Annotated in this window: 15 protein-coding genes; 11 read left to right on the top strand and 4 right to left on the bottom strand. The window is 72.6% G+C overall.

The window, feature by feature from the left end:
* Positions 1 to 277 precede the first annotated feature (277 nt).
* Positions 278 to 622 (top strand): hypothetical protein, encoded by a 345-nt coding sequence (locus ACFWXO_RS42355; RefSeq protein WP_380531795.1) that lies wholly within the window; start codon positions 278 to 280, stop codon positions 620 to 622.
* Here the strand turns inward: ACFWXO_RS42355 and ACFWXO_RS42350 are convergent.
* Positions 597 to 1,205 carry a TetR/AcrR family transcriptional regulator gene (locus ACFWXO_RS42350; protein ID WP_375894738.1) on the bottom strand — a complete coding sequence of 203 codons (609 nt, stop codon included), beginning with the start codon at positions 1,203 to 1,205 and terminating at the stop codon, positions 597 to 599. The genes ACFWXO_RS42355 and ACFWXO_RS42350 overlap by 26 nt on opposite strands.
* A gap of 101 nt (positions 1,206 to 1,306) precedes the next feature.
* Here ACFWXO_RS42350 and ACFWXO_RS42345 point away from each other — a divergent pair, with 101 nt between their 5' ends.
* Positions 1,307 to 2,503, top strand: coding sequence for a macrolide family glycosyltransferase (locus ACFWXO_RS42345; RefSeq protein WP_380531792.1), 1,197 nt, complete (start codon positions 1,307 to 1,309; stop codon positions 2,501 to 2,503).
* A 128-nt stretch (positions 2,504 to 2,631) separates the two neighbouring features.
* Positions 2,632 to 4,209, top strand: a complete 1,578-nt coding sequence (gene hutH / locus ACFWXO_RS42340; RefSeq protein WP_380531800.1) for a histidine ammonia-lyase — start codon at positions 2,632 to 2,634, stop codon at positions 4,207 to 4,209.
* Between the two features lie 28 nt (positions 4,210 to 4,237).
* On the opposite strand, the gene ACFWXO_RS42335 is transcribed toward hutH, so the two are convergent.
* On the bottom strand, positions 4,238 to 4,672 hold the full coding sequence (locus tag ACFWXO_RS42335) for a hypothetical protein (RefSeq protein ID WP_375894744.1): 435 nt from the start codon (positions 4,670 to 4,672) through the stop codon (positions 4,238 to 4,240).
* A 251-nt stretch (positions 4,673 to 4,923) separates the two neighbouring features.
* Here ACFWXO_RS42335 and ACFWXO_RS42330 point away from each other — a divergent pair, with 251 nt between their 5' ends.
* The 6 genes from ACFWXO_RS42330 (at position 4,924) to hutI (ending at position 11,804) form a co-directional block, all read left to right on the top strand.
* Complete coding sequence (locus ACFWXO_RS42330; protein ID WP_360239715.1) at positions 4,924 to 5,793, top strand: MurR/RpiR family transcriptional regulator; 870 nt, start codon at positions 4,924 to 4,926, stop codon at positions 5,791 to 5,793.
* Between the two features lie 89 nt (positions 5,794 to 5,882).
* The gene (locus tag ACFWXO_RS42325; protein WP_375894747.1) at positions 5,883 to 6,203 is read left to right on the top strand and encodes a hypothetical protein; all 321 of its coding nucleotides are present in this window, start codon (positions 5,883 to 5,885) and stop codon (positions 6,201 to 6,203) included.
* A gap of 173 nt (positions 6,204 to 6,376) precedes the next feature.
* The gene (hutU, locus tag ACFWXO_RS42320; RefSeq protein ID WP_375894749.1) at positions 6,377 to 8,047 is read left to right on the top strand and encodes a urocanate hydratase; all 1,671 of its coding nucleotides are present in this window, start codon (positions 6,377 to 6,379) and stop codon (positions 8,045 to 8,047) included.
* 17 nt (positions 8,048 to 8,064) lie between these two features.
* Complete coding sequence (locus ACFWXO_RS42315) at positions 8,065 to 9,246, top strand: allantoate amidohydrolase (RefSeq protein WP_380531798.1); 1,182 nt, start codon at positions 8,065 to 8,067, stop codon at positions 9,244 to 9,246.
* The gene (locus ACFWXO_RS42310; RefSeq protein ID WP_380531787.1) at positions 9,237 to 10,598 is read left to right on the top strand and encodes a formimidoylglutamate deiminase; all 1,362 of its coding nucleotides are present in this window, start codon (positions 9,237 to 9,239) and stop codon (positions 10,596 to 10,598) included. Before ACFWXO_RS42315 ends, ACFWXO_RS42310 begins: the two co-directional genes overlap by 10 nt.
* Positions 10,599 to 10,628: 30 nt before the next feature.
* Entirely contained in the window at positions 10,629 to 11,804 is a 1,176-nt protein-coding gene (gene hutI, locus ACFWXO_RS42305) for an imidazolonepropionase (protein ID WP_380531784.1), read from the top strand.
* A 52-nt stretch (positions 11,805 to 11,856) separates the two neighbouring features.
* On the opposite strand, the gene ACFWXO_RS42300 is transcribed toward hutI, so the two are convergent.
* Complete coding sequence (locus ACFWXO_RS42300; protein WP_380531781.1) at positions 11,857 to 12,039, bottom strand: DUF397 domain-containing protein; 183 nt, start codon at positions 12,037 to 12,039, stop codon at positions 11,857 to 11,859.
* Positions 12,032 to 12,898: a helix-turn-helix domain-containing protein gene (locus tag ACFWXO_RS42295; RefSeq protein WP_380531779.1), complete on the bottom strand. Its 867-nt coding sequence runs from the start codon at positions 12,896 to 12,898 to the stop codon at positions 12,032 to 12,034. Before ACFWXO_RS42295 ends, ACFWXO_RS42300 begins: the two co-directional genes overlap by 8 nt.
* 295 nt (positions 12,899 to 13,193) lie before the next feature.
* On the opposite strand from ACFWXO_RS42295, the gene ACFWXO_RS42290 reads away from it, so the two are divergent.
* Both ACFWXO_RS42290 and ACFWXO_RS42285 read left to right on the top strand, forming a co-directional pair.
* Positions 13,194 to 13,568, top strand: a complete 375-nt coding sequence (locus ACFWXO_RS42290) for an ATP-binding protein (protein WP_380531776.1) — start codon at positions 13,194 to 13,196, stop codon at positions 13,566 to 13,568.
* Complete coding sequence (locus tag ACFWXO_RS42285; protein WP_380531774.1) at positions 13,565 to 13,816, top strand: hypothetical protein; 252 nt, start codon at positions 13,565 to 13,567, stop codon at positions 13,814 to 13,816. Before ACFWXO_RS42290 ends, ACFWXO_RS42285 begins: the two co-directional genes overlap by 4 nt.
* Positions 13,817 to 14,073 lie beyond the last annotated feature (257 nt).

The following is a 14,073-nucleotide window of genomic DNA, read 5'->3' as shown; positions in this document are numbered from 1 at the left end:
CATCGAGGGGGGGTTGAGACCGTTGGCGGTCTGAAAATCACCCGTTACGCCGCTCTCCGCACCCACCCCCTCCACCGCCCCCTCCCGCAGCGCGTCCCTCTCGCCTTGGGCGGGTGAAGGGGAGGGGGGTGGGTGCTGTCGGTGGGGTGGTGCGGGTGGGGATGTGCCGGTTCGGTGACCGGGGTGTTGTGGGTGGGTTGCAGGCCGGGGGGTGGGGTGCCGGGGCGGGGTGGGGTGGTGGGAGGGTGGCGGGGGTTGAACGGGAGTGGGGGCGGCGGTGGGCGGACGGCTGGTGGGTGCGGCGGTGGCCGGGGTGCTGGTGTTCGGGGGCGGGGTGGCGGTGGCCGGTCCGGCTTCGGCGGTGCCGGTGGTGCGGCCGACGGCGTCGGCGGGGGTGGGGGGAACGGGTCCCGGGCGGGTGCACTCGGTGCGGACCGGGTTGAGGGCGCACCAGATCACCGAGCACTCGGCCGTTGCGCGGCACAAGCGCAAGGCCCGGCGCAGTGTGGTCGGCCGGGCGCTCGACGCGCTGTTCGGCTGGTTCGCGCTCGCCGTGCTGGGGGTGCTGCTGGTCGTGGTGCTGCTGGTGTACGCGCTCAGGCGTCGGCGGCAGGCGGGTTGAGGGCCCGTAGGGCGGCGTCGACCAGGCGGTCGGCGTGCTCGTGGGTGAGCGGGCCGATCCGGTACTGCCAGCGGTAGTAGATCGGGCCGTAGAGCAGTTCGACGGCGAGGTCGAGGTCGGCGTCGGGGGCGAGTTGGCCGGCCTCGCGGGCGGTGCGCAGGCGGTCGCGGGTGACCTCCAGCAGCGGGTCCAGCAGCCGGGTGCGGTACTCGGTGTGCAGCGCCGGGTCGTTGAGGATCTCGGCGATGATGGCGCGGTAGGTGCGGTCGGTGCCCGGGTCGGTGAGTTCGTCGCAGGTGGGGCGTAGGACGGCGCGCAGGTCGGCGGCGAGGTCGCCGGTGTCGGGGAGCGCCAGGCCGCCCTCGTGCTGGTTGGCGGCGAGGAAGGCGTCGAAGACGACGGCCCCCTTCGAGGGCCACCACCGGTAGATGGTCTGCTTGCCGACGCCGGCCCGGGCGGCGATCGCCTCGATGGTCAGCTTGCCGTAGCCGATCTCGGCGATGAGTTCGGTGGTGGCGGCGAGGACGGCGGCGCGGGAGCGCTCGCTGCGGCGGGCGGGGTCGGGGGCGGTTCTGGAGGCCATGGGAAAAGTCTATGCGAAATGGCTAGACGAGACGTATCGTCTTGTCCTGCCCGATAGCGAGACGGTCCGTCTCGTCTCATTCGCCGTTCCCGGAGGTCCTCATGACCCGCCCCCGCCCCGCACACATCCTGATGGTCTCCGTCCCGGCGCACGGGCACGTCAACCCCGGCCTCGCGGTGATCGCCGAACTGGTCGCCCGGGGCCACCGGGTCAGCTACGTCAACGACCCGTCCTTCCGGGAGGTCGTCGAGTCCACCGGCGCGGCGTTCGTCCCCTATCCGAGTGCGCTGCCGCTCGCCGACGACCCGGCCGGCTGGCCGGCGGACCCGGTGGCGATCCAGGACGTGTTCCTGGACGACGCGCTGTCGATGTGGTCCGTACTGCTGGAGGAGTTCGAGGGCGATCGGCCCGACCTGGTGCTCTACGACATCGCGGGCTTCGCCGGGCGGGCGCTCGGTGAGCGGCTGGGCGTGCCGGTGGTGCAGCTGTCCTCCAGCTTCGTCGGCTGGGACGGCGTGGAGGAGGACCTGGCCGAGGTCTTCGAGGCGATCCGCAACGGCCCCGGCGGTTCCGAGCACTACCGCCGGTTCGGGGCGTGGCTGGCCGGGGCCGGCGCGGTGGAGCACGACGTGGAGGCCTTCAAGAACCGCCCGGAGCGGTGTGTCGCGCTCGTCCCGCGCGCGCTCCAGCCCCATGCGGACCGGGTCGACGGGCGCCGGTTCGACTTCGTCGGCCCCTGCTTCGGCGACCGCTCCCACCAGGGGCGGTGGGAGCGCCCGGCGGACGCCGAGAAGGTGCTGCTGGTCTCGCTGGGCTCGGCCTTCACCGATCGGCCGGCCTTCTACCGGGCCTGCGTCGAGGCCTTCGGCGACCTGCCGGGCTGGCACGTCGTGCTCCAGGTCGGCAAGCACACCGACCTGGCGGAACTGGGGGACGTGCCGGACACCGTGGAGGTGCACCGGTGGGTGCCGCAGCTGTCGGTGCTCGCCCAGGCGGACGCCTTCGTCACCCACGCGGGGATGGGCGGCTCCAGTGAGGGGCTGTTCCATGCCGTGCCGATGATCGCGGTGCCGCAGGCCGTCGACCAGTTCGCCAACGCGGACGCGCTGGTGGGGCTCGGTGTCGCCCGTCGGCTGGATACGGAGGCGGCCACCGCGGCGGCGCTGCGGGGCGCGTTGCTGGAGCTGGTCGGGGACCCGGCGGTGGGGGAGCGGCTGGCGGTGCTGGCCGCCGCGGGTCGGGCCGAGGGCGGTACGGCGCGGGCGGTGGACCTGATCGAGGCCGAGTTGAAGGGGTAGGGCGGGCGGGGGTGCCCCCGGGCGTGCGGTCGGGATCCGGGCGGCGGAGAATCCGCACAGCGGAGAATCCGGATGGCGAGCAGCTGTTGTCATATCTTCATTCACCTGGTGTGATTGTGTATATGGATATGCACAGTGCTGTGGCCCCCGACGCTCCGCTGGTCCAGGTCGGCAAGGCCGACGTCAGTGCGGAGGACGTACTGGCCGTCGCCCGGGGCAACGCCCGGGTCGAGATCGGCCCCGACGCGCTCGCCGAGATGGCGGCCGCCCGCGCCCGGATCGACGCCCTCGCGGCCGAACCGCGCCCCGTCTACGGCGTGTCGACCGGCTTCGGCGCCCTCGCCGTCCGGCACATCAGCCCCGAGCTGCGCGCCCAGCTGCAGCGCTCGCTGGTGCGTTCGCACGCCGCCGGGATGGGCCCGGCCGTCGAGCGCGAGGTGGTCCGCGCGCTGATGTTCCTGCGGATGAAGACGCTGGCGTCCGGCCGTACCGGCGTCCGGCCGCTGGTCGCCCAGACCATGGCCGCCCTGCTGAACGCGGGCATCACCCCGGTCGTGCGCGAGTTCGGCTCGCTCGGCTGCTCCGGCGACCTCGCTCCGCTGTCGCACTGCGCCCTGGTGTTGATGGGCGAGGGCACCGCCACCGGCCCGGACGGCGAGGAGAAGCCGGTCGCCGAACTGCTCGCCGCCGCCGGGATCGAGCCGGTCGAGCTGCTGGAGAAGGAGGGCCTGGCCCTCATCAACGGCACCGACGGCATGCTCGGCATGCTGGTGATGGCCATCGCCGACCTCCAGCGGCTCTTCACCACCGCCGACATCACCGCCGCGATGAGCCTGGAGGCGCTGCTCGGCACCGACAAGGTGCTCGCCCCCGAGCTGCACGCCCCGATCCGCCCGCACCCGGGCCAGGCGCTCAGCGCCGCCAACATGCTCGCCGTGCTCAAGGACTCCGGCCTCACCGGCCACCACCAGGACGACGCGCCGCGCGTCCAGGACGCCTACTCGATCCGCTGCGCCCCGCAGGTCGCCGGGGCCGGCCGGGACACCCTGGCGCACGCCCAGCTGGTCGCCTCGCGCGAGCTCGCCGCCTCGGTGGACAACCCGGTGGTGCTGCCGGACGGCCGGGTGGAGTCCAACGGCAACTTCCACGGCGCACCGGTCGCCTACGTGCTGGACTTCCTCGCCATCGCCGCCGCCGACCTCGGCTCGATATCCGAGCGCCGCACCGACCGGCTGCTCGACAAGGCCCGCTCGCACGGCCTGCCGGCCTTCCTGGCCGACGACCCCGGCGTGGACTCCGGCCTGATGATCGCCCAGTACACCCAGGCGGCGCTGGTCAGCGAGAACAAGCGGCTCGCCGTCCCGGCCTCGGTCGACTCGATCCCGTCCTCCGCGATGCAGGAGGACCACGTGTCGATGGGCTGGTCGGCCGCCCGCAAGCTGCGCCAGGCCGTCGACAACCTCGGCCGGATCCTCGCCGTCGAGCTGACCGCCTCGGCCCGCGCGCTGGAGATCCGTCAGCAGGCCGACACGGCCGGCCGGATCGCCCCGGCCACCGCGGCCGCGATGGCCGCCGCCCGCGAGGCGGGGGTCGGCGGGGCGGGCCGGGACCGCTTCCTCTCGCCGGACCTGGAGGCCGCCGCCGCGCTGGTCGCCTCCGGGGACCTGGTGCGGGCGGTGGAGCGGGTCACCGGGCCGCTGGCCTGAGACGGCAGCCGTGCGGGACGGCTGGGGCTCAGTCCCAGTCGTTCCGCGACCGGCGGTCGTTCCGCTCGTCGCGGTCGCGGCGGTTGCCCAGCGCGGCGGCGAAGTTGACCCCGACGATGCCCGCCCAGCAGGCCAGCAGTCCGGCGAAGCCGCCGCCGGCCGGGTTGCTCGCGATCGCGGTCAGCGGGATGCCCAGGGCCAGCGAGACCACCGCGAGCTTGTTGCCGGACCGGTTGGAGGACCAGCCGCGGTGGGGGCGGCCGTGGTGCCGGTCCCGGTGGTGGGACGGCTCGTAGTCGTCCAGCCGCGCGGCCACCGAGCGCTCCACCCGGGCGTCCAGGCGGGCGTCGAGGCGCTTCATGAAGGAGTCGAGGAGCTCGTCCTCGTAGTCCTTGCCGAGTTCCTTGCGGGCCTGGAGGGTGGCGTCGAGGTCGCGCCGCAGTTCGTCCTGGCGAGTGTCCATGCCAGTAGCGTGGCGCCACCGCCGGGCCCGGTCCATCCGTTCGCGGGGGGAATCCGGGCGGGCTCAGGGAGAAATCAGGGTTACCCCGAGGCCGCACCCGGAACGTCCGCTCTTCGGTGCCGTCCGTCCGGGACGACGTCCGAACCGTGGGACGTCTCATGAAGCGTCCCGTCGTACGAGACGTCTTTGCCAGCGGCGGCACTCTGCTGCACAGTCGTCGTCCGAACCGCACGCATCCGGAGGTACCGCTGATGACCGCCACCGACGAGGCCGGCACCGTCGGTCCCTCCGCCCGGCTGCTCCAGCTGTTCGAGGGCCACCGGCTGACCCCCACCCAGCGGCGGATCGCCCACTCACTGGTCCGGCACGCCAACGAGGCCCCGTTCCTGTCCAGCGTCGAGGTCGCCGAACTCGCCGGGGTCAGCCAGCCCTCCGTCACCCGCTTCGCCGTCGCCCTCGGGTACGACGGCTACCCGGCCCTGCGCAAGCAGCTGCGCGAACTCGGCGCCGGCGAGCCCGCCGCGCCCGAGACCCCGGACGACGCGGTGCGCAACGAGCACCAGCAGGCCGTCCTCGCCGAGATCGCCCACCTGCGCCACCTCGCCGAGCTGCTCGCCGACCCCGAACCGATCACCCGGGCCGCCCGACTGCTCGCCGCCTCCCGCCCGCTGCCGGTGCTCGGCCTGCGGGCCGCCTCGGCCCAGGCGCGCGGCTTCGCGTACTTCGCGGCCAAGGTGCACCCGGACATCCGGCTGCTGGACGAGGGCGGCAGCATGCTCGCCGACCGGCTGGAACAGGCCACCGCGGCGGGGGCCACCGCGCTGCTCTGCTTCGCGCTGCCGCGCTACCCGCGGGAGTTGATGGACGCCCTGGTGGTCGCCCGGGACTGCGGGCTGACCGTGCTCACCGTCGCGGACAGCGCCTTCTCGCCGGTCGCCAAGCTCTCCGACCTGATGCTGCCGGCCGCCGTCGGCACCGGGCTGGTCTTCGACACCGCCTGCGCGCCGATGATGCTCGGCCGGGTGCTGCTGCAGAGCATGTGCGACGAACTCCCGGGAGCGGAGGCCAGGTTGGAGGCGATCGAGCAGTCCGCGGCGGCCCGGGGCCTGTTCCTGGAGTAGGAACCTTTGGAGTAGGAGTAGCCCGGAACAACGGCCGAAGGACTACTCGTCACGAAGCCGGGCATCCCCTAGTGCAGGGGGTGCCGCCCATGCGCGTGATCCACGAGATGAAGTTCGTCGCCCGCCTGGCCTCGGGTGCCGACGAATGGTCCTGCCCCGCCTGCGGACGCCGCGTCACCCTGCGGCGCCTGCCCGAACCCGAACTGACCGTCCACGACCCGGGCGACGAGTCCGCCGTGCACGTCGGCGTCATCGAACCCGACGCCCGCGCCACCGCCGCCGCCGAGAAGTACGGCCTCGGCCCCGTCCAGAACATCCCCCGCCCGCCCACGCCGCCCGCCCCCGACGCCGCCGACCGCCGCTGGCTCGCCGAGATCGGCATCGACTGGGACGGCGACGCCGCGGCCTGAGGCCGCCCGCTCCAGCCCGTACCGGCCCGTGCCGGGCGGGCCCTTCGGCGTGCCCGGGGGCGGGTTCGGGCCACGGCTGTTCCGATGGAGCCAGGGTCTGGTCGAAAGCCGGTTGTCTAGTTATATTCAGTCGAGCAGAACTTGAATGAATCCATCCGCAGGGAGGCCGGGACATGGTGCAGCAGCAGGCGAGCGGGCCGCGCGAGGTGCGTGCGGCGCGCGGGACGGGGCTCACGACGCAGGGGTGGCAGCAGGAGGCTGCCCTGCGGATGCTCATGAACAACCTCGACCCCGAGGTGGCCGAGCACCCGTCGAAGCTGGTGGTGTACGGCGGCACCGGCAAGGCCGCGCGGGACTGGCGCTCCTTCGACGCCATGGTGAGGACGCTGCAGGGGCTCAAGCAGGACGAGACCATGCTGGTCCAGTCCGGGCGGCCGGTCGGCGTCATGCAGACCCACGAGTGGGCGCCGCGCGTGCTCATCGCCAACTCCAACCTGGTCGGCGACTGGGCGAACTGGGAGGAGTTCCGCCGGCTGGAGAGCCTCGGGCTCACCATGTACGGCCAGATGACCGCCGGCTCCTGGATCTACATCGGCACCCAGGGCATCCTCCAGGGCACCTACGAGACCTTCGCCGCCGTCGCCAACAAGCGCTTCAACGGCAGCCTGGAAGGCACCATCACCCTCACCGCCGGCCTCGGCGGGATGGGTGGCGCCCAGCCGCTGGCCGTCACCATGAACGGCGGCGTGGCGATCTGCATCGACTGCGACCCGTCCCGGATCTCCCGCCGGATCGAGCACCGCTACCTGGACGTCGAGGCCAAGGACCTGGGCCACGCGCTGGAGCTCGCCACCGCCGCCCGCGACAAGAAGCAGCCGCTCTCCATCGGCCTGCTGGGCAACGCCGCCGAGCTCTTCCCGCAGCTGCTCGCGATGGACGCCCCGATCGACATCGTCACCGACCAGACCAGCGCCCACGACCCGCTGAGCTACCTGCCGGTCGGCGTCGCCTTCGACGACATGGCCGACTACGCGGCCGCCAAGCCCGCCGAGTTCACCCAGCGCTCGCGCGAGTCGATGGCCGCCCACGTCGAGGCCATGGTCGGCTTCCTGGACCGCGGCGCCGAGGTCTTCGACTACGGCAACTCGATCCGCGGCGAGGCCCAGCTGGCCGGCTACGACCGCGCCTTCGCCTTCCCCGGCTTCGTCCCGGCGTACATCCGCCCGCTGTTCTGCGAGGGCAAGGGCCCGTTCCGCTGGGCCGCGCTCTCCGGCGACCCGCAGGACATCCACAAGACCGACAAGGCCGTCCTCGACCTCTTCCCGGAGAACGAGTCGCTGGCCCGCTGGATCAAGCTGGCCCAGGAGAAGGTGCACTTCCAGGGCCTGCCCGCGCGCATCTGTTGGCTCGGCTACGGCGAGCGCGACAAGGCCGGCGAGCGCTTCAACGACATGGTGGCCTCCGGCGAGCTGTCCGCGCCGATCGTGATCGGCCGCGACCACCTGGACTGCGGTTCGGTGGCCTCCCCGTACCGCGAGACCGAGGCGATGCTGGACGGCTCGGACGCGATCGCCGACTGGCCGCTGCTCAACGCCATGGTCAACGTCGCCTCGGGCGCCTCCTGGGTGTCCATCCACCACGGCGGCGGCGTCGGCATCGGCCGCTCGATCCACGCCGGCCAGGTCACCGTGGCCGACGGTACGGCGCTCGCGGGCGAGAAGATCCGCCGGGTCCTCACCAACGACCCGGGCATGGGCGTCATCCGGCACGTGGACGCCGGCTACGACCGGGCCGTCGAGGTCGCCGACGAGCGGGGCGTGCGCGTTCCGATGGGTGAGCTGTGACCTCTACGTTCAACGAGATGTGGGCGGAGCTGCTCCCCGTGGGCCGCTCCGCCGCCTCCGGCGGCTACCGCCGCTTCGCCTGGAACTCCGCCGACGCCGAGTGCCGCGCCTGGTTCGAGCAGCAGGCCCGCGACCGCGGCCTGACGTACGAGCTGGACCGCAACGGCAACCAGTGGGCCTGGCTGGGCGACCCGCACGGCCAGGGCGCGGTCGTCACCGGCTCGCACCTGGACTCCGTCCCGGACGGCGGCGCCTACGACGGCCCGCTCGGGGTGGTCTCCTCCTTCGCCGCGCTGGACGAACTGCGCGCCAGGGGAGCGGAGTTCACCAAGCCGCTGGCGATCGTCAACTTCGGTGACGAGGAGGGCGCCCGGTTCGGCGTGGCCTGCATCGGCTCCCGGCTGACCGCCGGGCTGCTGTCCCGCAGGGCCGCGTACGAGCTGCGCGACGCCGACGGCCTGCGCCTGCCCGACGCGATGGAGAAGGCCGGCTACGACCCGACCGCGATCGGCGCGGACGAGGAACGGCTGTCCCGGATCGGCGCCTTCGTCGAACTCCACGTCGAGCAGGGCCGCTACCTCACCGAGGAGCAGCCGGTCGGCGTGGCCGGGGCGATCTGGCCGCACGGCCGCTGGCGCTTCGACTTCCACGGCGAGGCCAACCACGCGGGCACCACCCGGATCGAGGACCGCCGCGACCCGATGCTGACGTACGCCAACACCGTGCTCGCCGCCCGCAAGAAGGCGAAGCTGGCGGGCGCGCTGGCCACCTTCGGCAAGGTCGCGGTGGAGCCCAACGGCACCAACGCGATCGCCTCGCTGGTGCGCGGCTGGCTGGACTCCCGGGCCGCCGACGAGCGGACGCTGACCGAGCTGGTCGCCGAGATCGAGCGGGCGGCCGCCGAGCGCGGTGAACGCGACGGCGTCCGGGTCGAGCTGACCCGCGAGTCGTACACCCCCGTGGTGGACTTCGACGGCCCGCTGCGCGACCGGCTCGCCAAGCTGCTCGAAGCCCCGGTGCTGCCCACCGGTGCGGGACACGACGCCGGGATCCTGGCGTCCGCGATCCCGACCGCCATGCTGTTCGTGCGCAACCCCACCGGGGTCTCGCACTCCCCGGCCGAGCACGCCGAGGAGGCCGACTGCCTGGCCGGGGTCGCCGCCCTCGCCGACGTACTGGAGGACCTGGCGTGTCAGTGACCCTTCCGGTCAGCTACTGGGCGGAGCACGCCTGGCTGCCGCACCACAACGGGCCGGTGGTCGAGCCGGACGTGCTGATCGCGGTCGGCGCCGACGGGCGGATCGCCCGGGTCACGCCGGACAGCGGGCCCTGCCCGCCCGGCGCCGTCCGGCTCGACGGACTGCTGCTGCCCGGCCAGGCCAATGCCCACTCGCACGCCTTCCACCGGGCGCTGCGCGGGCACGTCCAGGTCGGCTCCGGGACCTTCTGGACCTGGCGCGACACCATGTACCGGTTCGCCGGCGCGCTCGACCCGGACAGCTACCTGGCGCTCGCCACCGCCGTCTACGCCGAGATGGCGCTCGCCGGGATCAGTGCCGTCGGCGAGTTCCACTACCTGCACCACGCGCCCGGCGGCGCCCGCTACACCGACCCGAACGCGATGGGCGAGGCGCTGATCGAGGCGGCCGCCCGGGCCGGCATCCGGATCACCCTGCTGGACACCTGCTACCTGTCCTCCGGCTTCGGGGCCGAGCCGACCCACCCGCAGCTGCGGTTCAGCGACGGCGACGCCGAGGCCTGGGCCGCCCGGGCGGACGCGCTCAAGCCGCGCGAACACGCCCGGATCGGCGCCGCCATCCACTCCGTCCGGGCCGTCCCGGCCGAGCAGTTGGGCACCGTCGCGCACTGGTCGGCGATGCGCAAGGCGCCGCTGCACGTCCACCTGTCCGAGCAGACCGCCGAGAACGACGCCTGCCTCGCCGCGCACGGCGTCACCCCGACCCGGCTGCTCGCCGACCACGGCGCGCTCGGCCCGCGCACCTCGGCCGTGCACGCCACCCACCTCACCGACGAGGACGTCAAGCTCCTCGCGGACTCGGGGACCACCGTCTGCATGTGCCCCACCACCGAGCGGGACCTCGCCGACGGCATCGGCCCGGCCCGCCGGCTCGCCTCGGCGGGCAGCCCGATCTCCCTGGGCAGCGACAGCCACGCGGTCATCGACCCGTGGGAGGAGGCCCGGGCGCTGGAGCTGGACGAGCGGCTGCGGACGCGGACGCGCGGCCACTGGACGGCAAACGGGCTGCTGCGGGCGGGCGGCGAGGACGGTCACGCCTCGCTCGGCTGGCCCGAGGCGGGGAGGATCGAGGCCGGGGCGCTCGCCGACTTCACGGCGATCGCGCTGGACTCGGTGCGGACGGCCGGGCCGCCTGCGCGGCTGGGCGCCGAGATCGCGGTGTTCGCGGCCTCGGCGGCGGACGTCCGGCACCTGGTGGTCGGCGGACGGCACGTCGTCCGGGACGGCGTGCACCAGCTGGTGGCCGACGTGCCGGGGGCGCTGCGGGCCGCCATCGGCGCGCTGGACTACTGACACTTTCAACTCGTATCGGAAGGCGCTGTCTTGAGCACCAGGACCACCTTGATCACGGGCATCGGCAGCCTGGTCACCAACGACCCCGGGCAGGGCGGCGGGCCGCTCGGCCTGCTGGCGGATGCTGCCGTGGTCGTCGAGGGTGACCGCGTTGCCTGGGTCGGCCCGGCCGCCCAGGCCCCGGCGGCGGACGAGCGCTTCGACGCCGAAGGCCGGGCCCTGCTGCCCGGCTTCGTCGACTCGCACGCCCACCTGGTGTTCGCGGGGGACCGCACCGCCGAGTTCAACGCCCGGATGTCCGGGCAGGCGTACTCGGCGGGCGGCATCCGGACGACGGTGGCGGCCACGCGGGCCGCTTCGGACGCCGAACTGGACGCCAACCTGGCCGGGTTCGTCCGGGAGGCGCTGCGGCAGGGGACCACGACCATCGAGTGCAAGTCCGGCTACGGGCTGACGGTCGAGGACGAGGCTCGGGCCCTGCGGATCGCTGCGCGGCACACGCCGGAGACGACGTACCTGGGCGCGCACATCGTGGCGCCCGAGTACGCCGAGGACCCGGCGGGGTACGTCGAGCTGGTCACGGGGGAGATGCTCGTCGCCTGTGCGCCGCACGCCCGTTGGGTGGACGTGTTCTGCGAGAAGGGCGCCTTCGACGGCGACCAGGCGCGGGCGGTGCTCACGGCGGGGATCGAGCGCGGGCTCACGCCTCGGGTGCACGCCAACCAGCTCACGTACGGGCCTGGTGTTCAGCTCGCGGTGGAGCTGGGGGCCGCGTCGGCTGATCACTGCACCCACCTGACCGATGAGGATGTCGCGGCGCTGGCGGGATCGGCGACGGTCGCGACCCTGCTGCCCGGGGCGGAGTTCTCCACGCGGGCCGAGTACCCGAGCGGGCGGCGGCTGTTGGACGCGGGGGCGGTGGTGGCGCTGTCCACGGACTGCAACCCGGGGTCGAGTTTTACGAGTTCGATGGCGTTCTGTATTGCCGTGGCGGTGCGGGAGATGGGGATGACCCCGGACGAGGCGGTCTGGGCCGCCACGGCCGGTGGGGCGCATGCCCTGCGGCGTACGGACGTGGGGACGGTAGCGGTCGGCTCGCGGGCCGACCTGCTGCTGCTCGATGCGCCCTCACACGTCCACCTGGCCTACCGCCCGGGCGTGCCGCTGACGGCGGCCGTCTGGCGCGCGGGAGTTCGCGAGGTCTAGGGGACTTGGACGGCCCCCGCGCCCCCGGGGTGGCGGGCGCGGGGGCTCCTTGCTAGTCGAACTCGCCTGCTTTGACGCCCTGGAGGAAGACAGCGAGGTTGAGGCGGGTGGTGCGGATGATGACGTCGCCTTCATCGGACTCGCGGAGTTCGACCAGCCCGTCTATGAAGCGCACCTCGACGCACTCATCGTTCGAGCCGGAGTAGCTGGACTTCTGCCACACGGAGCTATTCACGCTTGCTTTCCATTTCCTTCTTGATGGTTCCGATGAAGTCTCGGGACTCCTCCTCAGAGAGCGCGGCGGAGTCGAATCGCGCGAGCAGGGATCGGAACCTTGCCATGTGAGCTGGAGCGTCAAGGATGTGGATACCGAGACCGGTATCCACCTGGGCTCCATCAAGTTCGGGAACCGGCCCCTCCGCGTATGTGAAGTTCTCGCTGGAGCTTGGCATTGCACCGATCTCGAACGGAACGACGCGAACCGAGATGGTCGGTTGCCTGGAGTCTTCGATGAGGGCGCCGAGTTGCTCGGAGAGAACTGCCGGTCCACTGAACCGCATGCGTAGCGCGGCTTCGTGGATGAACGCGGAATAGGGTGTCGCGCCGGACCGGATGAGGCGCTGCCGCTGCATTCGGAACGCTGTCCTGAGGTCGATCTCATGACGCGGCAGCGGCGGGAAGGTTTGCGCGAATACGGCAGCGGCGTACGGGCCGGTCTGGAGTTGACCCGGAACGAAAGCCATCGTGTAGGCGGTGAGCCTTCGCGCCTGGCCCTCGAACTCCGCGACATCAACGAAGTCTGCGGAGAGGGTTCCGCGATACTCCTCCCACCAACCTGGCTTCTCGCGCTCCGTGATGATGCTGGAGAGAGCTTCGATCAAGGGCTCGTTGACGCACATGCATGTTGCGGCGATCGTGCGCAGGCGTTCCATGCTGATGCCGATCTTGCCAGCCTCCATCTGCGTCACCTGCGCGGGACTCATGCCGACGAGGCGGCCGAGCTCGCTGCCGCCGAAGCCGGCCTGCTCGCGCATCCGTCGCAGCTCTGCGCCGAGCCGTCGCTGACGGAGCGTCGGGTTCGGGCGTGCAGCCATGGCTTCCTTCCGGGGGTGGGGTCATCCCAGTCTGCCGCGCGCCTTGCCAGTCGGTCCATCCGAGGTGGCCGGTAACACGATAGGGGGAAGATCTGGGATTGGGGTAAAACTTGACCTGGTCCTGGGCTATCGTCATTCTCAGCTCGATCCGACGGATCGTCAGTAATGCCTGCATCAAGGGCAGTAGGCGCCTGCTGCCCTCCGCGCGCCGCAGAGCAGCCGCCGCCCCGGCCTGGCTCACGGCGACGTATCCGCCGTCACCCCTCTCCCACACCACAGCCTCCCGGAGGTTCCCGTGTGCACCCGTAACACCCCCTCTCCCTCCCTCGTCCTCGCGCTCGCCCGGCAGGCCCTGCGGGACGCCCTGGCCCACAGCGGCTGGAACCCGGACACCATCCACGACGCCGAACTCGCCCTCACCGAGCTCATCGTCAACGCCTGGCGGCACGGTGGCACCCCCGCGCCCGTCGTCTGGTTCTCCCTCCTCGGCCCCACCCTCCACGTCTCCGTCGCCGACGAGAGCGACGCCCTTCCGCAGCCCCGTACCCCCACCCACCTCGCCGAGACCGGTCGCGGCCTCCAGCTGGTCGAGGGCCTCACCCACCGCTGGGGCGTCGACCCCCAGAAGCACGGCAAGACCACCTGGTACGAGCTGGACGCGGCCTCGTGACCCGCGACCCCGTCGCCCCCGACGACCCCCGCATGCGCGACTACACCGAGCCCCAGATCACCACCCTCCTCGGCGAGTTGCACCGACGTGGCCTCCCCCACGGCCTCCTCTGGGGCTCCGCCGCCCCCGGCGAGACCACCCTCGACGGCCGCATCCTCATCGACTTCGGCAACGCGCCCGTCAGCACCCTCCTCAACCTCCTCCACCTCCTCCGCGACCTGGAGCGCGACGAGGCCTGGCACCGGTGAGATTCTTCGTCGGCGCGATCCTCCTCGCTCTCCTCGCCCTCGCCATCACCACCGTCGCCCTCGGCGCCATCGCCACCCTCAGGATGCGACCGCCCGAGGACGACGACTGAAACGCGCGAAGGCCCCCGCCTGGGAAGGCGAGGGCCTCGCGGGCACCGCGTTCTAGGTTCTGTCCGGCGGATCATGGTCGGAGCCAGAGGCGGATCGCTGCGACGGTGACCGTGCCATGGAAGACGTAGGCCCGCTTGTCGTAGCGG

Source organism: Kitasatospora sp. NPDC059088, from assembly GCF_042738155.1.
In the GTDB taxonomy this organism is placed as follows: Bacteria; Actinomycetota; Actinomycetes; order Streptomycetales; family Streptomycetaceae; genus Kitasatospora.
Note: the sequence above shows the minus strand (reverse complement) of the source record. Positions and strands in the feature narration are given on the sequence as shown.